This is a genomic window from Pseudomonas sp. FJ2-5-13 (genome assembly GCF_029201605.1).
Taxonomy (GTDB): Bacteria; Pseudomonadota; Gammaproteobacteria; order Pseudomonadales; family Pseudomonadaceae; genus Aquipseudomonas; species Aquipseudomonas lactis.
Genome location: NZ_CP104045.1, coordinates 5,358,823 through 5,382,518, shown reverse-complemented (window position 1 = coordinate 5,382,518; position 23,696 = coordinate 5,358,823). Strand labels below are relative to the sequence as shown.

At 62.0% G+C, this 23,696-nt stretch carries 26 protein-coding genes; 14 read left to right on the top strand and 12 right to left on the bottom strand.

The genetic code is table 11. The annotated features are described in order from the left end of the window. Positions 1-90: 90 nt before the first annotated feature. Genes N2A98_RS23820 through N2A98_RS23805 form a run of 4 tightly spaced genes read right to left on the bottom strand, consistent with a single transcriptional unit; the run spans position 91 to position 4,004 of the window. Complete coding sequence (locus N2A98_RS23820; RefSeq protein WP_003194614.1) at positions 91-1,056, bottom strand: lysylphosphatidylglycerol synthase domain-containing protein; 966 nt, start codon at positions 1,054-1,056, stop codon at positions 91-93. Next, entirely contained in the window at positions 1,046-2,308 is a 1,263-nt protein-coding gene (gene clsB, locus N2A98_RS23815; protein WP_078803921.1) for a cardiolipin synthase ClsB, read from the bottom strand. Before clsB ends, N2A98_RS23820 begins: the two co-directional genes overlap by 11 nt. Then, positions 2,305-3,081 (bottom strand): endonuclease/exonuclease/phosphatase family protein, encoded by a 777-nt coding sequence (locus N2A98_RS23810; protein WP_047711885.1) that lies wholly within the window; start codon positions 3,079-3,081, stop codon positions 2,305-2,307. The genes clsB and N2A98_RS23810 overlap by 4 nt, the downstream gene beginning before the upstream one ends. Beyond that, positions 3,078-4,004, bottom strand: coding sequence for a DUF72 domain-containing protein (locus N2A98_RS23805; RefSeq protein WP_275622731.1), 927 nt, complete (start codon positions 4,002-4,004; stop codon positions 3,078-3,080). The genes N2A98_RS23810 and N2A98_RS23805 overlap by 4 nt, the downstream gene beginning before the upstream one ends. 188 nt (positions 4,005-4,192) lie before the next feature. Here N2A98_RS23805 and N2A98_RS23800 point away from each other — a divergent pair, with 188 nt between their 5' ends. Further along, positions 4,193-6,277 (top strand): mechanosensitive ion channel domain-containing protein, encoded by a 2,085-nt coding sequence (locus N2A98_RS23800; protein ID WP_047711884.1) that lies wholly within the window; start codon positions 4,193-4,195, stop codon positions 6,275-6,277. 112 nt (positions 6,278-6,389) lie between these two features. Beyond that, on the top strand, positions 6,390-7,274 hold the full coding sequence (locus tag N2A98_RS23795; RefSeq protein ID WP_032897752.1) for a sugar nucleotide-binding protein: 885 nt from the start codon (positions 6,390-6,392) through the stop codon (positions 7,272-7,274). Positions 7,275-7,438: 164 nt separating this feature from the next. Here the strand turns inward: N2A98_RS23795 and N2A98_RS23790 are convergent, their stop codons facing one another. From N2A98_RS23790 to N2A98_RS23770, 5 genes are all read right to left on the bottom strand, one after another. Beyond that, the gene (locus N2A98_RS23790) at positions 7,439-8,137 is read right to left on the bottom strand and encodes an OmpW family outer membrane protein (RefSeq protein WP_014720136.1); all 699 of its coding nucleotides are present in this window, start codon (positions 8,135-8,137) and stop codon (positions 7,439-7,441) included. 700 nt (positions 8,138-8,837) lie between these two features. After that, on the bottom strand, positions 8,838-9,359 hold the full coding sequence (locus N2A98_RS23785; RefSeq protein ID WP_032895087.1) for a DUF3299 domain-containing protein: 522 nt from the start codon (positions 9,357-9,359) through the stop codon (positions 8,838-8,840). Positions 9,360-9,370: 11 nt separating this feature from the next. Further along, a complete protein-coding gene (locus N2A98_RS23780) occupies positions 9,371-10,636 on the bottom strand; it encodes an ABC transporter permease (protein WP_044269071.1) in 1,266 nt (421 codons plus the stop codon). Position 10,637: 1 nt separating this feature from the next. After that, on the bottom strand, positions 10,638-11,348 hold the full coding sequence (locus tag N2A98_RS23775) for an ABC transporter ATP-binding protein (RefSeq protein WP_044269070.1): 711 nt from the start codon (positions 11,346-11,348) through the stop codon (positions 10,638-10,640). 147 nt (positions 11,349-11,495) lie between these two features. Continuing rightward, the gene (locus tag N2A98_RS23770) at positions 11,496-12,095 is read right to left on the bottom strand and encodes a DUF2796 domain-containing protein (protein WP_078803919.1); all 600 of its coding nucleotides are present in this window, start codon (positions 12,093-12,095) and stop codon (positions 11,496-11,498) included. 129 nt (positions 12,096-12,224) lie between these two features. Between N2A98_RS23770 and N2A98_RS23765 the strand changes: the two genes are divergently transcribed. Beyond that, positions 12,225-12,569, top strand: coding sequence for a hypothetical protein (locus N2A98_RS23765; protein WP_044269065.1), 345 nt, complete (start codon positions 12,225-12,227; stop codon positions 12,567-12,569). A gap of 103 nt (positions 12,570-12,672) precedes the next feature. Here the strand turns inward: N2A98_RS23765 and trxA are convergent, their stop codons facing one another. From trxA to N2A98_RS23750, 3 genes are all read right to left on the bottom strand, one after another. Next, on the bottom strand, positions 12,673-13,545 hold the full coding sequence (gene trxA, locus N2A98_RS23760) for a thioredoxin (protein WP_275622730.1): 873 nt from the start codon (positions 13,543-13,545) through the stop codon (positions 12,673-12,675). A gap of 640 nt (positions 13,546-14,185) precedes the next feature. Next, the gene (locus N2A98_RS23755; protein ID WP_044269058.1) at positions 14,186-14,842 is read right to left on the bottom strand and encodes a 50S ribosomal protein L11 methyltransferase; all 657 of its coding nucleotides are present in this window, start codon (positions 14,840-14,842) and stop codon (positions 14,186-14,188) included. Next, entirely contained in the window at positions 14,839-15,294 is a 456-nt protein-coding gene (locus N2A98_RS23750; RefSeq protein ID WP_003194586.1) for a YbaY family lipoprotein, read from the bottom strand. The genes N2A98_RS23755 and N2A98_RS23750 overlap by 4 nt, the downstream gene beginning before the upstream one ends. A 139-nt stretch (positions 15,295-15,433) precedes the next feature. Between N2A98_RS23750 and nrdR the strand changes: the two genes are divergently transcribed. The 11 genes from nrdR (at position 15,434) to N2A98_RS23695 (ending at position 23,608) form a co-directional block, all read left to right on the top strand. Next, positions 15,434-15,898, top strand: a complete 465-nt coding sequence (gene nrdR / locus N2A98_RS23745) for a transcriptional regulator NrdR (protein WP_019818855.1) — start codon at positions 15,434-15,436, stop codon at positions 15,896-15,898. Continuing rightward, on the top strand, positions 15,895-17,022 hold the full coding sequence (gene ribD, locus N2A98_RS23740; RefSeq protein WP_275622729.1) for a bifunctional diaminohydroxyphosphoribosylaminopyrimidine deaminase/5-amino-6-(5-phosphoribosylamino)uracil reductase RibD: 1,128 nt from the start codon (positions 15,895-15,897) through the stop codon (positions 17,020-17,022). The genes nrdR and ribD overlap by 4 nt, the downstream gene beginning before the upstream one ends. A gap of 48 nt (positions 17,023-17,070) precedes the next feature. Beyond that, complete coding sequence (locus N2A98_RS23735) at positions 17,071-17,733, top strand: riboflavin synthase (RefSeq protein ID WP_044269053.1); 663 nt, start codon at positions 17,071-17,073, stop codon at positions 17,731-17,733. Between the two features lie 15 nt (positions 17,734-17,748). Continuing rightward, positions 17,749-18,840: a bifunctional 3,4-dihydroxy-2-butanone-4-phosphate synthase/GTP cyclohydrolase II gene (gene ribBA, locus N2A98_RS23730; protein WP_003194579.1), complete on the top strand. Its 1,092-nt coding sequence runs from the start codon at positions 17,749-17,751 to the stop codon at positions 18,838-18,840. 88 nt (positions 18,841-18,928) lie between these two features. Further along, positions 18,929-19,405, top strand: a complete 477-nt coding sequence (ribE, locus tag N2A98_RS23725) for a 6,7-dimethyl-8-ribityllumazine synthase (protein ID WP_003194576.1) — start codon at positions 18,929-18,931, stop codon at positions 19,403-19,405. After that, entirely contained in the window at positions 19,402-19,902 is a 501-nt protein-coding gene (gene nusB / locus N2A98_RS23720; RefSeq protein WP_275622728.1) for a transcription antitermination factor NusB, read from the top strand. The genes ribE and nusB overlap by 4 nt, the downstream gene beginning before the upstream one ends. Positions 19,903-19,920: 18 nt before the next feature. Beyond that, positions 19,921-20,886 (top strand): thiamine-phosphate kinase, encoded by a 966-nt coding sequence (gene thiL / locus N2A98_RS23715; protein WP_078803915.1) that lies wholly within the window; start codon positions 19,921-19,923, stop codon positions 20,884-20,886. A 54-nt stretch (positions 20,887-20,940) separates the two neighbouring features. Then, a complete protein-coding gene (locus tag N2A98_RS23710) occupies positions 20,941-21,663 on the top strand; it encodes a transporter substrate-binding domain-containing protein (protein WP_275622727.1) in 723 nt (240 codons plus the stop codon). 129 nt (positions 21,664-21,792) lie between these two features. Then, entirely contained in the window at positions 21,793-22,410 is a 618-nt protein-coding gene (gene ribA, locus N2A98_RS23705) for a GTP cyclohydrolase II (protein ID WP_003194569.1), read from the top strand. Beyond that, entirely contained in the window at positions 22,407-22,826 is a 420-nt protein-coding gene (locus tag N2A98_RS23700) for a hypothetical protein (protein ID WP_044269046.1), read from the top strand. Before ribA ends, N2A98_RS23700 begins: the two co-directional genes overlap by 4 nt. Then, the gene (locus N2A98_RS23695) at positions 22,823-23,608 is read left to right on the top strand and encodes a cobalamin-binding protein (protein ID WP_047711877.1); all 786 of its coding nucleotides are present in this window, start codon (positions 22,823-22,825) and stop codon (positions 23,606-23,608) included. The genes N2A98_RS23700 and N2A98_RS23695 overlap by 4 nt, the downstream gene beginning before the upstream one ends. The last annotated feature ends 88 nt before the right edge of the window (positions 23,609-23,696 follow it).

The following is a 23,696-nucleotide window of genomic DNA, read 5'->3' as shown; positions in this document are numbered from 1 at the left end:
CGCGGGCAAGCCTGGCACCACCTTGGAATGCATTCCCCTGTGGGAGCCGGGCTTGCCCGCGATAGCGATTCAACAGTCACCACCGCCTCATCAGGCTGTCTTCTTCACTCGCAACGCCTTGGCCTTGGCCTCCACCCCCAAATACATCACCAGTGCAATCAACAACGGGCAAATAAAATAAATGGCCCGGTACGCGATCAGCCCCGCCAGCAAACTCCCCCGTGACGCCTCATGTTGCAATAGCGCAATGAACACCGCCTCCAACACCCCCAACCCGGCCGGGATATGGGTGACCACTCCGGCAATCGCACTGATCAACAGCACCCCCAGCACCAACGGGTAATCCAGTTTGGCCGGCAGCAAGGTGAATATCACTGCGGCCATCAACGACCAGTTCAACGCACCCAGAGCCAGCTGCAAACAGGCCATGCGCAGCGACGGCAAGTTGATCTCGATACCGCGAATCGACCACGCGCGCTTTTTAGAAAACCGGCACGCCGCCAGGTAGCCCAGGCTCGCGAGCACCAATAACACCCCGACCCCTTGCAAGGCGCCGCTGCTGAGCTTCCAGCCCGGCGGCAGGGTCACCAACCCGCTGCTGAACACCACCCCGGCCAACGCCATATAGCCGAACCAATTGGTGGCCAGGCTCAGGCCAAGGATCTTGGCGATATTGCTGGTGCTCACGCCCAGGCGCGAATACAGCCGGTACCGCATGGCAATGCCGCCGACCCAAGCGCTGAGGTTGAGGTTGAACGCGTAGCTGATGATGCCCACCGGCAATATCTGCTTCCAGCGCAGCGGCTGGCGAATGTAGGTGCGGCCGATCAGGTCAAAACAGGCGTAGACAATGAAACTGCACAGCGTCAGCGCGCCGGCGATGAACAATGTGCGCAGCTTGAACTCGCTCAGGGTCTGGAACACTTCGCTCCAGTCGATGCGCCGGGCGAGCAGGGTAAACAACACGATCAGCAGCACGAAGAACGCAATCGTCAGCGGTTTCTTCCAGCGCTTGAACCCAGAGGCTTGCGCTTGGGGGCGGGCTTCAGACGTCATGGGGCGTGGCCTCAAAAGGTTTCAAGCGCGGTTTGTGGGCCGGCAACCAACTGGCCAGTACCGGGAAATGGCGCATCACATGAAACACCAGGAAACCAACGGTCAGGCGCCAGAGCCACAGGCGTGGCTTGCGCTTTTCCGGCATGGTCTGGCAATGATTGTGGGCGAGTGCTTCCAGGCGTTCGTAGAGCTGTTGATTGAAAGCCCGGTCGCGAATCAGCACGTTGGCTTCCAGGTTCAATGCCAGGCTCAGGGGGTCCAGGTTGCTGGAGCCGACGGTGCTCCATTCGTCATCCACCAACGCCACCTTGCCGTGCAGCGGGCGTTGGCAGTATTCGTGAATCACCACGCCATCCTTGAGCAAGTAGTCATAGAGCATGCGCGCGGCCAGTTTCGCCAACAGCACGTCCGGCTGGCCCTGCATGATCAACTGCACCTGCACGCCACGGCGTGCCGCATTACGGATCTCGCGAAGCAGCCGATAGCCGGGGAAGAAGTACGCGTTGGCGATCACCACCCGCTGCCGGGCCTGGCTCAAGGCGTGGATGTACGCGTCTTCGATGTCATCACGATGCTGGATGTTGTCGCGATAGATCAGGCGTACCAGGCCGTCGCCTGGCTCGTTCGTCCAGGGCGAGGGCCGTTGCTGGCGCCGTCGCCAACCGCGACGGCTGCGCACCTGGCGGCCACTTTGGGCGAGGGCGAAATGGTGCAGGTCTGCCACAGCCGGGCCGATCACCTGTACTGAGTAATCCTGCTTGGCTTCGGGGCCGAAATCCGCCAGGTGGTCGGCGGAAAAATTGATCCCGCCGATAAACGCCACGCGGGCGTCCACCACGACGATCTTGCGGTGCAGGCGGCGAAACCAGTTAGTGCGTATGCCGAGCGTCTTGGGCGCCGGGTCGAACATCTGCACCATCACCCCGGCCTCGGCCAACTCCCGCAGGAAGCCCGGGCTCAGTTCGCCGCAGCCAAAACCGTCGAGGCTGACCACCACCTTCACCCCGCGCTTGGCCGCCTCGATGAGGATGCTGTGCAGCTCAAAGCCGACCTTGTCTTCAAAGAGAATAAAGGTCTCCAGCAGGATCTCGCGCTCGGCGCCGCGCAACGCCTCGAATACGGCAGGAAAGTATGCCTCGCCGTTCTCCAGCAACTCCACGCGGTTGCCGCTTTGCCAGCCGTAATCCAGATCCCGCGCCTTGCTGTCATCTGGCGGTTGGTCTGTGGCGATATGGTCTACCGCAACGTTCATAGCTCAACCTCCACCGACAGCGGCACATGGTCTGAAAGATGGGACCAGGGGCGAGTGGTGAGCACGCGCGGGTTGTGCACCTTCAAATTGCGCACATAAATGCGGTCCAGCGGCAGTAGCGGCAGGCGCGCCGGGAAGGTGCGCGCCGGTTTGCCGAGGGTGTGCATGAACACTTCCTGCAAACCGCTTTGACTCAGGTCGGCTTTTTGCCGCCAGTCGTTGAAGTCGCCGGCGACCACCAACGGCGCATCGGCCGGAATCTCGCTGATACGTTGTTCCAGCAACCGCAATTGTTGTTGGCGATGCACCTCGCGCAAGCCCAGGTGGATGCAGATCGCGTGCACCTGCTGACCGCTGCCCGGCAGGCGCAGCACGCAATGCAGCAGGCCGCGGTTTTCATGGCCGCTTTGCGATATGTCGAGGTTGTCATAGCGGATGATCTGAAATTTGGACAGCAGTGCATTGCCATGGTCGCCATGGGGGTACACCGCATTGCGCCCATAGGCAAACTGCGGCCAGATGCTGTCGGCGAGGAACTCATACTGCGGCATTTTTGGCCAGTCGCTGTAACGCTGCGGATGGCGTTCGTGGGTGCCATGGATCTCCTGCAAGAACACCATGTCTGCGCCCACGCTGCGCACCGCTTCACGCAGCTCGGGCAAGATGAAGCGGCGATTCAGTGCGGTGAAACCCTTGTGGATATTGACCGTCAGCACTGTAAAGCGAGTGATGGCGGTGGTCGGCGGGGTGGGGATCAGCTCTGGATGTGTCATGGCAATACTCCTGGTTCCGGCAGCCGGCCAGGTTCGGTGAGCAGGTGTTGGTCCAGCCCGAAACGTTGCAGCAATTGGCGTGCATCGAAGGGCGCGCGAACTTTGATGTCGTTGTCGAAAAAGCAGTACACATCGCGCTGTTTACGCCTGCGGGGTGTGTGGTGCGGGTCGACCAGGTGTGCATCGGCAGGCTGCTTGCCGTGGGCCCAGCGCTCGATCCGGTCACCCCAGCGCTGGAGCGCTTCGGCGCTATAACCGCTGGCGTATAACTGCTTGTCGCCGTGCAAGCGCAGGTACATGAAGTTGGCGGTCACGTCTTCCATGTACGGCCACTTGCCTGCGGTGTCCGCGACCACCAGGGCCACCCCGTGCTTATCCAGCATCTGGATGAACTCCGGCACGGCAAAACTCGTATTGCGAATCTCCACGGCATGGCGCAACGGCTTCTTGGCATAGGCCTTCATGCTCGCCTTGCCGTTAAGACGCGGCTCATGCTGGCGCGCGAGGGCGGCGGCCTGTTGGGTGTCGGCGGGTAATTCAGCCAAAAAGGTTTCAAACAGCGTGGCGTCGAATTTGAAGCTGGGCGGAAACTGCCAGAGGATTGGGCCGAGTTTTTCTTTGAGTTCCAGCACCCCGGAAGCGAAGAAATTCGCCATCGGCTTGTGTACATCGCGCAGGCGCAGGATATGCGTGATGAAACGGGGCGCCTTGACACTGAACATGAAACCTTCAGGCGTATCGGCATACCACTCGGCATAGCGCTTAGGGGTTTGCAGCGCGTAGAACGAGCCGTTGATTTCGATGCTGTTGACGGCGCGTGACGCAAACTGCAACTCGCGTTTCTGGGTCAGCCCTTCGGGGTAGAAATCCCCGCGCCAGGGCGTGTAGCGCCAGCCGGAAATGCCGATGTGAATCGCCGCCATGTGTGCTCCCGTGGTTGGTGGGTGAGGTGACCTCCGTTATGGGATGACTGCGCTATTTGGCTGAAAGTTTCCACATTCCTACAGGCGGTACAGGGTAGGAAAAGATGGGAGGGCATCGCCCATGCGGGGAACGATCAAGGCCTAAACCCGTCAGTTCCTTACAGACCCTGCTGAAGGAGCTCGCTGTTTTGCTGAATCTAAAGACTGCATTACTGCTCGGTGCGTTGCTGCTTTGCGGTAACGGCGCACTGCAAGCCGCAGCGACGGCACCCGCTGCCGAGACGCCGGCCAAGCCGGAATTGCTGGTGCAAGGCGGGCTACTCGGGGCCATCAGTTCCAGCATTGATGACGTGCAAGACAAGCTCGACCTCAACCAGAACCTCATTGACGCCTGGCGCCTGCGGGCCGACCGCGCCGCAGACGAAGTAGGGCGCCTGGTGGACCAGACCACCGCACGCTCGCCGTGGAGCGTGGCCGGCGATTTCCTGCTGTTGTCTGGCGTGTGGGCCGGTGCCTTTGCTGTGCTGACGATGCTGGGGCGCCTGGTTGTGAAACGCGCGAGCCGTCGCCCATTCCTTGCGCGGCGTCAACGGCTGCAAGGCTTGCTGGGCTATGTGGTGCCCTACACGATTCCAGCGCTGATCTGCCTGCCGTTGACCCTTTATGTCAGTCACTTTTTAGCCGCGTCTGTCGGCCGAGCCCTGGCGCTGTGTTTTGCCTACGCCACCAGCAGTGGCATCTTTTCCACCTCGCTGTTGCTGTGCGTCATTGTGATGTTCAACGTCGGGCACAAGCGGCCTGCGGTGCGGATCATTCGTGACTATTGCCCCAAGCCTCTATTCCTGATCGGCTTTCTCGCGGCCCTCAGCGATGCGCTGACCAGCCCGCAAATCGCTCGGCAACTGGGCGGCAATATCACCAGCAGCATCGCTGTGTTTACCGGCCTGTTTGCCGCGGTCATCTTTGGCGTGCTGGTGGTACGCCTGCGTCGCCCGGTGGCCCATTTGATCCGCAACCGGCCGTTGGCCCAGCGCCTCAAGCATCCAGCATTGCAACAGTCGCTGCGGGTGTTTTCCGGGCTCTGGTACTGGCCGATTCTGTTGATGGTGCTGGTCTCGGCGGTCAACCTGATTGGCGCCGGTGACGACAACCAAGAGGCCCTGCGCTGCGCGCTGCTCACCACCTTGTTACTGATCGGTACGGTGTTTCTCAGCACTGTGCTGCAACACCTGTTCAAGTCCCGCAGTCAGGTATCGATCCAACGCAGCAGCGCCTACAAGGAACGCTTCCTGAGTTTGCTGCACGCGATTTTGCGTATCGTCATGGCCATCGCGTTTATCGAGATACTCGGGCGTATCTGGGGTGTCTCGTTGTTCGAATTCGCCCAGCGCAACTCCGTGGGCCGGGCCATCAGTGACTCCCTCAGCAGCATCGGCCTGATCCTGTTGGTGACCTGGCTGTTCTGGGTGGTGCTCGACACCGCGATCCAGGAAGCCCTCAAACCACCGGTGAATAAACGCTCCAGCCGCCAGCCCAGTACCCGGGTCAAAACCATCCTGCCGCTGCTGCGCAATGCGGTGAAGATCATCCTGGTGGTGATCTGCGCGATCACCACCATGGCCAACCTGGGCATCAATGTCGCGCCGTTGCTGGCGGGCGCTGGGGTGGTGGGCTTGGCCATCGGTTTCGGTTCCCAGCAACTGGTGCAGGACGTGATCACCGGCCTGTTCATCATTATCGAAGACACCCTGTCCATCGGCGATTGGGTGGTGCTCGACTCCGGCCACGCCGGCACCGTCGAAGGCCTGACCATCCGCACCCTGCGCCTGCGCGACGGCAAGGGCTTTGTGCATTCTGTGCCGTTCGGGCAGATCAAGGCGGTCACCAACCAGTCCCGTCAATTCGCCTATGCGTTCTTCTCGGTGCAGTTCACCTACGACACCGACGTGGACAAGGCCGTGGAGCTGATCCGCGAAGCCGGCCAGTCGATCCGCGACGATGTGTTCCTCAAGTACAACCTGCAAGGGCCGTTGGAAGTGTTCGGGGTGGACAAGATGGACCTCAATGGCGTGGTGCTCACCGCGCAGTTCCGCACGGTTTCGGGTGGCCAGTACGCGGTCAGCCGTGCGTTTAACCAGCGTCTGAAAAAGCTTGTGGATAACTGTGAGGCGGTGCACTTCGCCCAGACTTATCCACAGCAGCTCTTGCTCGCACCGCGTACGGCGCTGAAACAGGAGGCCGCCGAACCCGACGTCAAGACACTTAATCCGTGACGGTTGCGCTACAAGCCCGCAAAATGCAACGATTCTGGCAATGACCTACGACAGCGCACACACGCCTGTCGATAATAACCATCGTTCCAAACAGACCGGGCCTGCTCAATCTATGCGAATGCGCCTTATGTTACTGGGCGGCGGGAATGCCCTCGGGCAGGCGCTGATTCGCCTCGGTGCGGAGGAAGACATCGGTTTCCTCGCCCCCAAACCGCCCCAAGACGGCTGGGATGCCGCAAGTCTCACCCAATTGCTCGACGACACCCGTCCCGATGCCTTGATCAACCTCGCCTACTATTTCGACTGGTTCCAGGCCGAAGCCGTGAGCGAGTCCCGCTTGGCCGCCCAGGAATTCGCCATCGAACGCCTGGCCGAGCTGTGCCAGCATCACAGCATCACCCTGCTGCAACCGTCCAGCTACCGCGTATTCGATGGCTCCCGCGCCACCGCCTACAGCGAGAAAGACGAGCCGGTGCCCCTGGGCCTGCGCGGCCAGGCGTTGTGGCGCATCGAACAAAGCGTGCGCGCCACGTGCCCGCAGCATGTGCTGCTGCGGTTTGGCTGGCTACTGGATGACAGCGTCGACGGCACGCTCGGGCGCTTCCTGGCCCGGGCTGAAAAACCGGATGAGCTGTTGATGGCCGACGACCGTCGTGGCAACCCGACGCCGGTTGACGACGCCGCACGGGTAATTATCTCGGTGCTCAAGCAACTCGATTGCGCCGCGCCACTGTGGGGCACTTACCACTACGCCGGCCACGAGGCGACCACGCCGTTGGCGCTGGGCCAGGCGATTCTCACTGAAGCGCGCAACTTCCATCCGTTGGCCATCGAGTCCCCCACCGCCCAGGCTCACGCAGCGCGGCCGGATGCGGCGGATGAACCGCAGCATGCGGTGCTGGCCTGCAAGAAAATCCTGCATACCTTCGGCATCAAGCCACGGGCATGGCGGGCAGGCTTGCCGGCGCTACTGGATCGCTTCTACCGCCATAGCTGACACCCCCAAAACCAAAAGTGGGAGGGGACTTATGTGGGAGCTGGCTTGCCTGCGATAGCATCACCTGGGTATCACTGATACACCGAGGTGTCTGCATCGCGGGCAAGCCCGGCTCCCACATAAGCCCCCTCCCACATGGGTTATGCGGTGTGGCTTAACCGGACTTAGAACTTGTAGCCGATACCCACCATGTAAACCATCGGGTCTACATCCACATTGACCTTGGCCCGAGTGCCCTGGCCCAGCGCGTTGTTATCCACAGTCGCTTTGGTGCTGATGTCGATGTAGCGCGCCTGGGCGTTGATCATCCACTTGTCGTTGATCATGTAGTCGGCGCCGATCTGCGCGGCCCAGCCCCAGGAGTTTTCGGCCTTGAAGTTGCTGAAACCGGCCTGTTCGGCACGGCTGCCCACGTGTTCGTCGTAGATCCAGGTGTAGTTGATACCGGCGCCCACATACGGCTGGAACGCAGACTTATGATCCAGCGGGTAGTACACGACGCTCAAGGTCGGCGGCAGGTGTTTCAGGGTGCCGAGCTTGCCGTTGGCGGCGCCCAGGGCGGTGTTCTTGATCTTCACGTCATGCTCGAACGGCGTGGCCGCGAGCAGTTCGATGCCGACGTGGTCGGTGATCATGTAGGCGAAGTTCAAGCCCAATTGGGTGTCGCTGCTCATGGTCGCCTTGCCGCCCAGGTTGGTACCGGCCAATGGGCCCTGGTCAACTTTGACGCTGCTGCTGTCGGCCTTCGGGTTCACGGTGATTGCACCGGCGCGAACCAGAATATCGCCCGCCTGGTGGGCGTGAGCGACGGGGGCGACGAGGGCGAGCGCGAAGAGGGACGCGCCGAGCAGAGACTTGTTCATGGGAGCTCCAAAGGACGTTTAAAAGTTGTACGTCCAATGGTAAAGATCGTTCCGTTCGGTCTTTTGACTCAGCTCAATGAAAGGGTGATCAGTCACTTTTGCCACTGATCTAAACCTTTGGGAGCTGGCTTGCCTGCGATGACGGCCAGCCAGCCGACACTCATCTACCTGACGCCCCACGATCAACCTGTGGGAGCGGGCTTGCTCGCGAAGGCGGCCTGACAGCCGACCGGGATGTTGGATCAGACCGAGTACCTATCCGTTATTTAGGTAACGGCCACTTAGGGTTCCGCCCTGACGGCGGGTCACTTTGGAAAAGCCCCAAAGTAACCAAAGGGCTCTTGCCCCACCACTCGGCACCTCGCTTAGGCTCGGTGTGCCCGTAATCCGCCAGTGATTTGGGGGGCCGCCGCCACGCGCCATCCATGGCGCGGGGCGGCTAAACCGGCATCCCTGCCGGTTTACCCCCCAAATCCCTGTCGAATTCCGGCCAGCGTGGTTTAACGGGGCGCCTAAGATCAAAAGCAGATCAAGATCAAGAGTAGCTCGCTTCGCATCTTGGTTACCGTCCACCGTTACAGCGTTGTGTAGATACCTATGCTGCGATAGCGCTGGTTCCGTTAAAGACTCAGTGACTGATACACCGCCTTCGGGAGCAAGCCCGCACACATTTGGATCTTCGGTGTGTTTGCTGGTGGGGTTATTCTTCGAGCTCGTACATATAAATCTTCTGGGCATCCATCTGGTAACCGGCATCGGCCAATTCGCTGGACGATGGCTTGACCTGCATCGCACCTTCGATCCAGTACGGTTGATACAGCTCATCGAGCTTCACCCCCACCTCGCTTTTCACGTGCACAATCTGGTTCGACGGCGGTGGCGGCACATGGATACAGGCGCCGAAATACGGCACCAGCAGAAACTCCGTGGTGCGGCCTTCTTCGCTGACTTCCAACGGCACGATATACCCCGGCAGGCGAATGTGCTGGCCATCCAGGCTCTGTACCACCGGCGCGTTGGGCATGTCCTGCTTGGCCGCCGGCGCGGCTTCGGCGGACAAGGCATCCGCCATGTTCGACAGGTCGTGCAGCGGCTTCATATTGGGCACTTCTGGTGGCGCATCCGGCGGGATCATCTCCTGCCAGGACAAATCCTTGGGCTGCTCCTGCGCCCAGGCAGGCACGGCCATCAACAACAACAGGGCAAACAGGGCACGACGCATCGAAGCCTTCCTCATAAACGGATGGACAGGCCATCGGCCAAAGATTGGCGGTAGGCGCGCCACGCGGGCACGCTGCCCATCAACAGGGCGGCTGCCAGGATACCGGCGAGCAACGTCCATTCATATTCGCTCGGCCACGACATCGGCAGGTCCAGGCCGTAATTGGCCTGCAAATAACCCCGCGAGGCGGCAATGCACAGGTACAGCAACCCCAGGCCCGCCACCACGCCGGACAAGGCCAGGGCGAAGGCTTCGAAGATCAGCAGCGTTGCGATGTGCCAAGGCCGCGCACCCACCGAGCGCAGGATCGCCATCTCGCGGCGGCGCTCGTTAAGGCTGGTGAGGATCGCCGTGAGCATGCCGATCAAACCGGTCAGCACCACGAACAGCGAGATCACAAACAAGGCTTTTTCGGCAGTGCCCATCATGCTCCACAACTCTTGCAGCGCGACGCCGGGCAGGATCGCCAGCATGGGCTCGCCACGGAATTCATTGATCTGCCGTTGCAAGGCGAAGGTGGAAATCTTGTTGTTCAGGCCGAGCATGAACGCGGTAATGGCTTGCGGCGTGAGGTCCATATTGCGCGCCTGGTCGGCACTGATGCGGCCTTTGCCCTGGGCCGGCACGCCGTTGTGCCAGTCGATATGAATCGCTTCCATGCCGCCGAGGCTGATATGCAGCGTGCGGTCCACTGGCGTGCCGGTGCGCTTGAGAATGCCGACCACCGTGAACGGTTTGTCGTCATGCTTGACCAGGCTGACCACCGCCACGCCATGGGCCAGCACCAGCTTGTCGCCGAGTTTGTAATGCAGGGCCTCGGCCACTTCAGCGCCGAGCACTACCTCGAACGGGTCGGTGGCGAAGGCACGGCCGCTGGCCAGCTCGAGATTTTGCTTGCGCCCGTACTGGTAGTGCTCGAAGTAGGATTCGTTGGTGCCCATCACCCGGTAGCCGCGATGGGAATCGCCAAGGGAAATCGGGATCGCCCATTTCACTTGAGGGCTGGCGGCGAAGTGCTCGTAGCTGTCCCAACGGATGTTGTTGGTGGCGTTGCCAATGCGGAACACCGAGTACAGCAGCAGGTTGACCGAGCCGGAACGGGCGCCGACGATCAGGTCGGTGCCGCTGATGGTGCTGGCGAAACTGTTGCGCGCCTCGACGCGCACACGCTCCACCGCGAGCAGCAAGCAGACGGAAAGCGCGATGGCAAACGCGGTGAGGATCGCGGTAAAGCGGCGGTTAGCCAGGCTGGCCATGGCTAGTCGGAACAGATACATCTCAAACCTCTGCGGGCATGGCGGCGCGATTGAGTTCGGCCAGCGACAGGTTGCGGTCGAACAGCGACGCCAGGCTCTGGTCATGGCTGACAAACAACAGGCTGGCGCCCGCTTCGCGGCATTCGGCGAACAGCAACTGCAGGAAGGCTTCGCGGGCGTCGTAGTCCAGGGCCGAGGTGGGCTCGTCGGCGATCACCAGCTCCGGCTGGCCGATCAGCGCTCGGGCAGCGGCCACCCGTTGTTGTTGGCCGATGGACAGCGAATCGGCACGGCGTTCCAGCAGGCTCGGGTCCTTCAAACCCAGGTGTGCGAGCAAGGTCGCAGCGGCCTGGTCGACGCTGCCGTGACGCTGCTTGGCCCGTTGCGCGCGCAGCTTGGAAAAGTGGCAAGGCAACTCGACGTTCTCGCGCACTGACAGAAACGGCAGCAGGTTGAACTGCTGGAAGATATAGCCGGTGTGGTCCACACGGAAACGGTCACGGGCGCCGGCCGAGAGTTCGGTCAACTCTTGGCCGAGCAGTCGAATGCTGCCCTGGCTGGGCTTCTGCACGCCGCCCAGCAGCCCCAGCAAAGTGGTCTTGCCACTGCCGCTCGGGCCCTTGAGGAACAAGGTTTCCCCGGGTTCCAGGCGGAACGCGGGAATGTCCAGCAACTGCGGGTGACCGGGCCAGTTGAAGCCCAGGTCGGACAGTTCGATTAACGCTTGAGTCATGGGAAGTCAGTGTCGCCTGGTAGTCGAAAATGGCGCCGATCCACTGTGGGAGCTGGCTTGCCTGCGATGGCATCGCGGCAGTGTGCCTGCTGCACCGCGTCGCCTGTATCGCAGGCAAGCCAGCTCTCACATGGACCTTGTTTCAAATCAGAACTTCAGCGTGGCTGCGGTTGCCGTCGCGTCAACACCTTGCTGACCGCTCGGGCCGATCAGTTGTACCTGAATTTTCTGGGTGGCGGGGAAGGTCTTGAACACCTGGCTCAAGTCCAGGTTGCCCAGGGCTGCCGGTGTGGCGCAGGTGAACTGGTAATGGGCGTGGATTTCACTGTGGTCGTGATCATGCTTGTGGGCGGCGGCGCCTTTGCCGTCGGTGGCGTGGTCATCGTCGTCATGCTCGGCTTCCGGTTTGTCACCGAACAACGGGCTGTTGAGTTCCTGGCTGCTGACCACACAACCTGCGGCCTTGGGCAGGTTGAACAGGGCCGATGGATTTTCCAGCTGTTTGCGCACGGCGGCGACCTTGGCCTTGTCGGCGGCGCTGGTGGCTACATGTTCGAAACCCACCAGGTTCATGGCCGGGCTGTCCAGTTCCAGCTCCAGGGCCTGGCCGTCCAGCACGGCATTCAGGCGCCCGACGCCATGTTCATGGGCGCCGAGGCTGCCGTGCTCGTGGTCATGGTCTTCGTGAGCATGAGCGACAGCCAGTGGCAGCAGGGCAAACGGCAAAGCGAGCAGCAAACGGCGCATGAGAGAGCTCCAGGATGAAAGTTTTGTTATGTGATCTTATAACAATTGAGCCGAGAGTTTGACCGCCCGCTTGGTGTTGCGCAAGCTGCGTGGGAGCATGCCCGTCAGAAAAATGCAGGAGTAAGGACGATGTTGCGAATTCGTGGAACCATCGGCGACCTGCCGGTGGACTTGACCTTGGAGCTGGACGACGGCGATTGGGCGCGATTGGGCGCCCAACTGCAGGCCGCGCCAACGCCCAGCGCGCCTACTGCGGCACCGGTCAAACAGAACGAAGACCTGTGGCAGAACGCCCAGGATTTACTGCGCAAGGCCGGGCAACTCAATGGCCTGGAATTGCTCGACCAACTCGAAGGCCTGGCCGGCGATGCCGGGGCGGGCAAGCGCCTGCTGGTGCGCCTGCGCCACAGCGCCAACGTGAAGGTGGCCAGCGGCGGCGACACCCCGCTCTACACCTGGGTCGGCGCTTTGTAGGAGCGAGCTCGCCCGCGAAAAACTCTCAGGTACCACGTTCATCCAGGATGCCCGCGTTATCGTTGTCGTTTTTCGCGAGCAAGCTCGCTCCTACAAGGTTGGGTTAGTACAGCGCGGCAAACAACTTGCGGCGGTACACCGTGACCAGCGGGTGATCATTGCCCAGCAATTCGAACACCTGCAGCAAGGTTTTGTGGGGTAGGCCTTCGCTGTAGCCGCGGTTGCGGATAAACAACTTGAGCAGCCCTTCCAGCGCCGCGTCGTATTGCTGGCGCGCCAGTTGCTGGATCGCCAACTGATAGGCCGCTTCGTCATCCTGCGGGTTTTGCGCCAGGCGGCTTTTCAGCTCGGCGGCGTCCGGCAAGTCCGCAGCCTGGCGCAGGAAGGTGATTTGCGCCTTGGCCCCGGCCAGGGCGGCCTTGTGGTCGTCGCTCTTGACCGCGTCGAGCACGGCCTGGGCTTCACCCAATTCACCGCGCTCAGCCAGGCAACGTGCATACAGGATCAGCGCGGCGGCGTTGGTGTTGTCTTCGCCCAACAACTGCACCAGCAGCGCTTCGGCCTCGCTGATGCGTCCTTCGCTGAACAGCGCCTGAGCCTGCTCCAGCGGGTCCGCCGCAGCCGGTGGTGGCATTTGCACATGGGGCTCCAGCATTGCCCGTACTGCCGACTCTGGCTGTGCCCCGGCAAAACCGTCCACCGGTTGGCCATTCTTGAACAGCACCACCGTCGGCAGGCTTTGAATGCCAAAACGCGCCACGATGTCCTGTTCGGCTTCGCAGTCGACTTTTGCCAGCAGCAACTCGCCCTGATAACTCTCGGCAATCTTCGCCAGCATCGGCATCAGCGCTTTGCAGGGAGCGCACCACTCGGCCCAGAAATCGACCAGTACGGGCTTTTCGAAGGAGTTCTGAATAACGGCCTGGTCGAAGTTGGCGGTGGTGACGTCGAAGATGTACGGCGTGGGCTCACTCATGGGGCATCTCGAATAAAGCGGGAATGGGGGCAACTATAAGGGCTGGCGAGGTTGGCTGAAAGCATCGTGGTAGCGCCCACCTTGAAATGCATCCCTTGTGGGAGCGGGCTTGCCCGCGATGGCCATAGGTATCTACACAACTTCGGTACGACGCTAAGCCTGTGGTGAGGGAGCTTGCTCCCGTGACGACCAGACAGCCGGCGCATATCCATCTGACGCCCCGCGATCCAAATGTGGGAGCGGGCTTGCTCGCGAAGGCGGCCTGGCAGTCAACACGGTTGGATTGTGTACATATCCATTGCTGCGGTAACGGCCACTTAGGGTTCCGCTCTGACAGCGGGTCACTTTGGAAAAGAGCCCCAAAGTAACCAAAGGGCTCTTGCCCCACCACTCGGCACCTCGCTCACGCTCGGTGTGCCCGAACACAGGCTTGAATCCGTGGGCCGCCGCCACGCGCCATCCATGGCGCGGGGCGGCTAACCCGGCGTCCTGCCGGGTTACCCACGAATTCAAGCCTGCGTTCGGCCAGCGTGGTTTAACGGGGCGCCTAAGATCAAAAGCAGATCAAGAGCAGCTCGCTTCGCATCGTGGTTGCCGTCGACTGCTACAGAGTTGTGTAGATACCTATGCCGCGATGGCCTCAAGCGCGCCGCGAATGGTACAGGCTCACCTTACGAAACTCCCAAGGCTCGGCCAGGTCTGGCAGGGTCAAGGCCTCGAGGATCTCCAGCCGCCGGTAATCCGGATGCTGGAAATCCCGTACCCGCGAATCCGCCACCAGCGCTTCGCGGCCACGAGTGAGGAACTGATCCAGCAACGGCAAGTTGGCGCGGTCGTAGAGCACGTCGGCCACCAGAATCAGGTCGAAGCGGTCGGCTTCGGCAAAAAAGTCTGCCGAATAACTCAGCGCCACCTGGTTGAGCTCGGCATTCGCACGGCAAGCGGCCAAGGCCAGTGGGTCCAGGTCGCAGGCCACCACCTCCAGGGCGCCAGCCTTGACGGCAGCGATCCCGGCCACGCCCGAACCTGCGCCGAAATCCAGCACGCGTTTGCCGGCGACCCACTCGGGATGCGCTGCCAGGTAACGCGCCAATGCCAGGCCGCTGGCCCAGCAAAAGCTCCAGTAGGGCGGCTCATGCAGGATGCGCCGGGTTTCTTCCTGGCTGAAGGCGCGGTCCATGTTGTCGGCGTCCAGCAGCCACAACGACAACGCGGTGCCCGGCAATGGGCAGGGCACCAATTGCGCATCGCCAATCAACGCGCTCAAGGCGTGTTGCAGGCCCAGCGGTGGCGTCATGGCGCCTTGACGAGTTGCAGGGGGCCGGTGCTCTGGGTGATCGCCTGGGTGACGCGCACGGCAGGCAGATGCAGGATCAACTGGCCGGACTGGCTGGCGCGGCCGCGCAATTCCACGCGCGCACCGGCCGGGAAGGCTTCAGGGTTAAAGCGCAGGCGGAAGGCCAGGGGTTTGCCGTTGCCGCTCAGTACGCTGCTGGCGAGCAGTTGCTGCGGGCGCGAACGGTCGTCGATCACCAGGAGCGCCATCTCGACTTCGGCACCGGCGGGCACGTTGGTCAGGCTGCCGCTGATTTCGCGCTGATAGGCGGGCAGGGGGCCGAGGTCTTCAATGCCTGGGACTTTTTTCTCTTGCGCCGGGGTGGGTTGAGGCGCGGCCGGCTTGGGGGCTTCGCTGCTGCAGGCGACCAGAAAACTGAACAGGCTGAGTAGAACGAGTGGTCGTAACTGCATGTACGGCTCCAGAAAGGACAAAATCCGTGGCTTAAAAATATGAAACATATAAGCCTGCCTATATACCGTAAAGGCTATGGCTTGTCTTGCCACAGGGATGCGCTACCATGGCCCTCCCATTTTTTGTTGCCTGCCAACCATGCACTGTCCCTTCTGCGGTGCCAACGACACCAAGGTCATCGACTCGCGTCTGGTCGCCGAGGGCGACCAAGTGCGTCGCCGGCGCGAATGCCTGGCCTGTGGTGAACGTTTCACCACCTTCGAAACCGCCGAACTGGTGTTGCCGCGTCTGATCAAGTCCGACGGCAGCCGCCAGCCTTTCGACGAAGAAAAACTGCGCGCCGGTATGCAGCGCGCCCTGGAAAAACGCCCGGTGAGTGTCGAGCGCCTGGAAGCGGCGCTGGTGCATATCAAGCACAAGCTGCGGGCGACCGGCGAGCGCGAGGTCAAGAGCCTGGTGGTCGGTGAGCTGGTGATGGGCGAGCTGCAAAAGCTCGACGAAGTCGCCTATATCCGTTTTGCCTCGGTGTATCGACGCTTCCAGGACCTCAATGAGTTCCGCGAAGAGATCGACCGCCTGGCCCGTGAGCCCTCCAAACAATGACCTCTGAACAGGCTGTGCTCGACGCCCACTACATGGCCCGCGCCCTCGAATTGGCGCGCAAGGGCCTGTACACCACCCACCCCAACCCCCGTGTTGGCTGCGTGATCGTGCGTGACGGGCAGATTGTCGGCGAAGGCTGGCATGAGCGCACCGGCGAACCCCATGCCGAGCCCAATGCCCTGCGCGCCGCGGGCGACAAGGCCCGTGGCGCGACGGTGTACGTGACCCTTGAACCGTGCAGCCATCATGGCCGTACGCCGCCCTGCGCCGATGCGCTGGTGACCGCCGGCGTAGCGCGGGTAGTGGCCGGCATGCAGGACCCGAACCCTGAAGTGGCCGGGCGGGGCATGCAGCGCCTGGCCCAGGCGGGTATCGAGGTGCGCAGCGGTGTGTTGGAAACCCAAGCGCGGGCGCTTAACCCCGGCTTCCTCAAGCGCATGGAGCATGGCCTGCCGTTTGTGCGGGTCAAGCTGGCGATGAGCCTGGACGGCCGCACGGCGATGGCCAGCGGCGAAAGCCAGTGGATCACCGGCCCCGCCGCCCGTGCTGCGGTGCAACGCCTGCGCGCCGAAGCCAGTGTGGTGCTGACCGGTGCCGACACGGTACTGGCCGACGGTGCCCGCTTGACCGTACGCGCCGCCGAACTGGGCCTGGATGAAGCAACCACCGCCCTGGCCATGTCGCGCCCGCCGTTGCGTGTGCTGATCGATGGCCGCCTGCGGGTGCCGCTCAACGCGCCGTTCTTCAAGGCCGGCCCGGCATTGGTCATCACCTGCGTCACCCCAGAGAACCAGTTTCCCCGTGGCCCTGAGTGCCTGGTGGTGCCTGGCGTGGAAGGCCAGGTAGACCTGCGCTCGGCATTGGTCGCCCTGGCTGCCCGTGGCGTCAACGACGTGTTGGTGGAAGCTGGGCCAAGCCTGGCCGGTGCGTTTGCCCAACAAGGCCTGGTGGATGAGTACGTGATATTCATCGCCGGCAAGTTCTTAGGCTCTGCTGCCCGCCCGTTGCTGGACTGGCCGCTTGAGAAGTTGGCCGATGCCCCCCAACTCAAGATCACCGACATGCGCGCTGTGGGCGACGACTGGCGAGTCACTGCCATCCCCGTCCCAGCAGTGAGCGTATAATTCCCGGCCTGCGCTTAAGCGTCAGCCCCTCGTTTTCAGGAGAACGAAATGTTCACCGGCATTATCGAATCCATCGGCAGCATCCGTGCAATGACCCCCAAAGGCGGGGATGTCCGCCTGCTGGTTGAAACCGGCAAGCTGGACCTCGGCGACGTCAAGCTGGGCGACAGCATCGCCGTCAGCGGCGTGTGCCTGACCGTCATCGAGCTGCCGGGCAACGGCTTTGCTGCCGATGTCAGCCGGGAAACCCTGGACTGCACCGCGATGAACGACCTCAAGGCCGGCAGCCCGGTCAACCTGGAAAAAGCCCTGACGCCGACCACCCGCCTGGGCGGTCACCTGGTCAGCGGCCATGTCGACGGTGTCGGCGAAGTGGTCGCGCGCAGCGAAAACGCCCGCGCCGTGGAATTCCGTATCCGCGCGCCCAAAGAGCTGGCCAAGTACATCGCACACAAAGGCTCGATCACCGTCGATGGCACCAGCCTGACCGTGAACGCCGTGAATGGCGCCGAATTTGAACTGACCATCATTCCCCACACCCTCAGCGAAACCATCATGGCCTCGTACCAGCCGGGCCGCCGGGTGAACCTGGAAGTGGACTTGCTTGCCCGTTACCTGGAGCGCCTGTTGCTGGGCGAAAAGGCCGCAGAGCCTGCAGCCGGTAACATCACCGAAAGTTTTCTGGCCGCTAACGGCTACCTGAAATCCTGACCAAGGGGGTGCCGCGTGGCGCTCAATAGCATCGAAGAACTGGTTGAAGACATCCGCCAAGGCAAGATGGTCATCCTCATGGATGACGAAGATCGCGAGAACGAAGGCGATATCATCATGGCCGCCGAGGCGTGCAAGCCCGAGCACATCAACTTCATGGCCAAGCACGCCCGTGGGCTGATCTGCATGCCCATGAGCCGCGAACGCTGCGAATTGCTCAAGCTGCCCCTGATGGCGCCGCGCAATGGCTCGGGTTTTGGCACCAAGTTCACCGTATCCATTGAAGCCACCACGGGCGTCACCACCGGCATTTCCGCCGCTGACCGCGCCCGCACCGTGCAAGCCGCCGCTGCGAAAGACGCCAAGGCCGAAGATATCGTCAGCCCGGGCCACATCTTCCCGCTGATGGCCCAGCCGGGCGGTACCCTGGCCCGTGCCGGCCACACCGAAGCCGCCTGCGATTTGGCGCGCATGGCCGGTTTCGAGCCAAGCGGGGTGATCTGCGAAGTGATGAACGATGATGGCACCATGGCCCGTCGTACTGAACTCGAAGCCTTTGCCGCCGAACACAATCTCAAGATCGGCACCATCGCCGACCTGATTCACTACCGCATGATCCACGAACGTACCGTTCAGCGGATTGCCGAGCAGCCACTGGACAGCGAACTGGGCCAATTCAATTTGGTGACCTACCGTGATTCAGTGGAAGGCGACGTGCACATGGCCCTGACCCTGGGCAACATTTGCGCCGAAGAACCGACCCTGGTACGCGTGCACAACATGGACCCCCTGCGTGACCTGTTGATGGTCAAGCAGCCGGGCCGCTGGAGCCTGCGCGCCGCCATGGCCGCGGTTTCCGAGGCGGGCAGCGGTGTGGTGCTGTTGCTCGGTCACCCGCTGGACGGCGATGTATTGCTGGCGCATATCCGCGAAACCGCTGATGCCGTGCCGGTGAAAAAGCCGACCACCTACAGCATCGTCGGTGCCGGTTCGCAGATCCTGCGCGACCTGGGTGTGCGCAAAATGCGCCTGATGAGCGCACCGATGAAATTTAATGCGATATCCGGATTCGACCTGGAAGTTGTAGAATACGTGCCCTCCGAATAAAGGCCGGCGATTCTTGCCCCTTGTTCGCGGTTAAATCATCACTGAGGGACGCACTTTTCGCGTCCCGGCTCTTTAAGAGATTTGTCGAATGACCCTGAAGACCATCGAAGGTACCTTCATCGCCCCCAAAGGCCGCTATGCCCTGGTGGTTGGCCGCTTCAACAGCTTCGTGGTTGAAAGCCTGGTGAGCGGTGCGGTTGACGCCCTGGTTCGCCACGGTGTGAGCGAGAGCGATATCACCCTTATCCGCGCGCCTGGCGCCTTCGAAATTCCACTGGTTGCGCAAAAAGTTGCTCAGCAGGGTGAATACGCGGCGATCATCGCCCTGGGCGCGGTGATTCGTGGCGGTACCCCGCACTTCGAATACGTGGCCGGCGAATGCACCAAGGGCCTGGCCCAGGTGTCCATGGAGTTCGGCGTGCCAGTCGCTTTCGGCGTACTGACCGTGGATTCCATCGAGCAAGCCATCGAGCGTTCCGGCACCAAGGCCGGTAACAAAGGCGCCGAAGCTGCCTTGTCCGCCCTGGAAATGGTCAGCCTGCTGTCGCAGTTGGAGGCCAAGTGATTTCCGACGAAAGCGATCAGTTCAACCCTCAGGAGCCGCGTCCTGCCGATGCGGGCAAGCCGTCCAAGAGCGAGAAGCGTCGCAAGGCGCGTCAACTTGCGACCCAGGCGCTGTACCAGCGTCACCTGGCGGGCGCTTCGCTGAACGAAATCGAGGCACAGTTTCGCGTCGATAACGATTTCACCTTCGCCGACCAGAGCTACTTCCACGACATCCTTCATGGTGTGCACGCCAACCTGACCGAGATCGACACAGCCTTGGCGCCATGCCTGGACCTGACCATCAAAGAACTCGACCCGGTTGAACTGTGCGTGATGCGTCTGTCCACCTGGGAGCTGCTCAAGCGCGTCGACGTGCCGTACCGCGTCGTGATCAACGAAGGCATCGAACTGGCGAAAGTCTACGGTTCGACCGACGGCCACAAATTCGTCAACGGCGTGCTCGACAAGCTGGCCCCGCGCCTGCGTGAAGCCGAAGTGAAGGAACACAAGCGCTAATCTGCGCTTGAGTCTTCAATGGGTGAGTTTGAGCTGATCCGCACCTACTTCGCCGCTGCGCCCTGTGCGCAAGGCGGCGAAGGCATTGCCCTGGGGATCGGCGACGACTGCGCCTTGCTGGCGCTTCCCGCTGGGGAGCAACTGGCAGTCTCTACCGATACGCTGGTAGCAGGGGTGCATTTTGCCGACCCCTGTGACCCGTTCCTGCTCGGCCAGCGCTCGCTGGCCGTGGCGGTGAGCGACCTGGCCGCCATGGGCGCCCACCCCCTCGCCTTTACCCTTGCCCTGACCACGCCGAGCGTCGAAGCCGATTGGCTGCAACGCTATGCCCAAGGCTTGAACGCCATGGCGCAAAGCTGCGGCGTGGGCCTGGTGGGCGGCGATACCACCCGTGGGCCGCTGAGCCTCACCCTGACCGTGTTCGGCCGCGTGCCGGCTGGCCAGGCCTTGACGCGCAGCGGTGCTCAGCCGGGTGATTTGCTGTGTGTCGGCGGCGAGTTAGGTAATGCCGCTGGCGCGTTGCCGCTGGTATTGGGGCAACGCACGGCTGACGCAGCAATCGCCGAGCCGCTGCTGGCGCATTACTGGTCGCCGCAACCGCAGTTGTCCCTGGGGCTTGCGCTGCGGGGCAAGGCGACAGCGGCCATGGATATCTCCGATGGGCTGCTGGCCGATTGCGGGCATATCGCCAAGGCGTCAGCGGTGCGCCTGGTGGTTGAGCGCCACCGGTTGCCGTTGTCCGAGGCGTTGCTGGCGTTTGTCGGTGAAGACCAGGCTCACGTGGCGGCGTTGAGTGGGGGCGACGACTATGTGCTGGCGTTCACCTTGCCACCGTCCCAGTTGGCACCGTTGCAGGCCGCTGGCTGGCCAGTGCATGTGGTCGGCCGAGTCGAAGCGGGGCAGGGCGTGACGCTGCTCGACGGCGACGGCCAGGACATCACCCCGGCTGTGCGCGGCTACCAGCATTTTCGCCAGACGCCCTAAGCCGGCGCTCTGCGCTACCCTTTATACGATTATCCCGAGTAAGAGGCCGTGACCATGGCTGCATGCCGCTGGCTGCTGATCGTGCTGTGTACCTTCGCTTCCCTGGCCCAGGCGAGCACTCCCGTGCCCGGCAAAATCGTGCTGGCCAGTGAGGAATGGAACGACTACACCAACAAAGATGGCAGCGGCCTGGCCTGGGACGTGTTGCGCCAAGTCTTTGAACCGGCTGGCATCACCGTGCACACCCGCAGCGTGCCCTACACCCGCTCGATTGGCCTGGCCCAGCGTGGTGAGGTGGATGGGTGTGTCGGCACCTATCGCGATGAGGCCAGCGGGGTGCTTTACCCTCGCTGGAACTTCGACGCCGATCACGTCTATGCCCTCGGGCTGGCCACTGCACCCACGCCGACCCTGGCGACCTTGGGCAAGTACCGCCTGGCCTGGGTGCGTGGCTACAAATACGAGGGGTACCTGCCCAACGTGCAGCGCTTCAACCAAATCGAGCGGCGTGACGGCATTCTGCCGATGTTGCAACACGGTCGCGCCGATTTCTATATCGATGCTCTCACCGAAGCCCAATACGTGCTCAGTCAGTCCCAAGACCCGACACCATTCAAGCTCACCCATATCGCTGAATTGCCGCTCTACATAGGTTTTGCCGACACCGAGCGCGGCAGGGCATTGATGGGCGTGTATGACCAGCGTCTGGCCAGCCTGGTCAAGACCGGTGAGTTGAAAGCGATTTTCGAGCGCTGGAAACAGCCGTATCCGTTCTGACGCCCATAGAACTGACTCAAAGGCCAATCGAACCTATTGATCTTTATCAGCGATAATTCAGCTTAAGCGTCTGTAGGAACGTGCTGTTACAATGCCCGCCTCTGTGAAATCTGAAATCAGGAGCACACGGTGCCCGTCGTTTTCGTCGCCGCTTCCAAGCTGCCTACCCCTTTTGCCACGTTCACCATGAACGGCTTTCTTGAAGAAGCCACCGGGCGCGAGCACGTTGTGCTCAGCCTCGGTGACATTACCGATGGGGAGCCGGTGCTGGGGCGTGTGCATTCCGAGTGCCTGACCGGCGATGCGCTGTTCAGCCAGCGCTGTGACTGCGGCTCGCAACTGGAGGCCGCACTGCAGGCCATCGCCCGTGAAGGCCGTGGCGTGTTGCTGTACTTGCGTCAGGAAGGCCGCGGCATTGGCCTGTTGAACAAGATCCGCGCCTACGAACTGCAAGACGGCGGCGCCGATACCGTGGAGGCCAACGAGCGTCTGGGCTTTGCTGCCGACCAGCGCGACTACGCCATCTGCCTGCCGATGCTCGAGCACCTGGGGGTCAAATCCCTGCGCCTGATGACCAACAACCCCCGCAAGGTCAAAGCCTTGACCGAGATGGGCATCACCGTGGCCGAGCGCGTGCCGCTGCACACCGGGCACAACCCGCACAACAAACTCTACCTGGCCACCAAGGCCAGCAAGCTCGACCATATGATGGGCAACGAGCACCAGGGCGAGGTCGACCGCGCGTGACCCGTGGCCAGGTGAAACGGCGCCTGTCCTTCAATTGGTGGCAGTACCTGGCCCTGGCATTGCTGCCTTTGTTTGTGATCAACCTGCTATTTGGTCGTGCTGAATCCTTGTTGCCCGTCTTGGCCATGCCGTTTTTCATCGCCGGCGTGGCCTCGATGTTTCTCAGCCTGCGTTATTTTCATGCTTATAAACACGCACTGATCGCCACCTCCAAAGCCCTTGATACTGCTGAAGAGCCCGCAGCCTGGATCACCCTGGCGGCGCGACGGCGCACGGCCTTGCTGGTGGCCGCGCTGCCTGCCTGGATCGGTGCGCTGGCGGTATTCGTCGGCCTGGAGGCGGTGCCGCTGTTTCTGTTGGCGTTGTCGACGCTGGTGCTGTTCTACCTCTATCGCATACCGCGTCAGTTGGGATGAAGCGCTACTGGCTGGCGCTGCTGCTGGTATTCAGTGCCCAGGGCTGGGCGGTCGAGCGAGTTGTCAGCCTGGCGCCGTCACTGTCTGAAATCGTGCTTGAACTGGGCGCCGACGACTTGCTGGTTGGCGTACTTGATGGTGGTGAGCGCCCGGTGGCGTTGGCGAAGGTGCCCTCGGTCGGGCATTACGGCCAGTTGGACATGGAGCGCCTGCTCAGCCTCAAACCCGACCTGATCCTGCTGTGGCCTGGCAGTGTTGGCCCGGCCCAGCGCGAGCAGCTCCAGCGGTTGAATATCCCGGTGTACGTCGCCGAACCCCATAGCCTTGAACAACTGACCACGCAGGTGCAGGCCATTGCCGAGCAATTGGGCCGCGCTGAGGCAGGGCGAGAGCGTGCTGCACAATTGCGCCAGCGCTTGGCCGAATTACGCCAGCGCTACCAACGGGCTGAGCCGCTGCGGGTGTTCTACCAAGTGTGGAACCAGCCGCTGTACACCGTGGGCGGTGGGCAGATCATCAGCGATGCCCTCAGTGTGTGCGGGGCGCGCAATGTGTTTGATGACCTGAAGTTGCCGGCGCCGCAGGTGAATATCGAGTCGGTGCTGGCGCGTGATCCGGAGGTGATCCTGGTGGGGGATCAGGCTCAGAAGGACGCTTGGAAGGCATGGCCAATGATGGCTGCTCGGGTACGGTTAGTGCCGGACAAGGGCCTGGAGCGGCCGAGTGGGCAGATGTTGGAGGCGGTGGGGCGGTTGTGTCAGGTTTTATCACCTAACCTGTGAAACCGCTATCGCAGGCAAGCCAGCTCCCACAGGGGAATGCATTTCAATTGTGGGAGCTGGCTTGCCTGCGATGACATCGGTGCAGGCC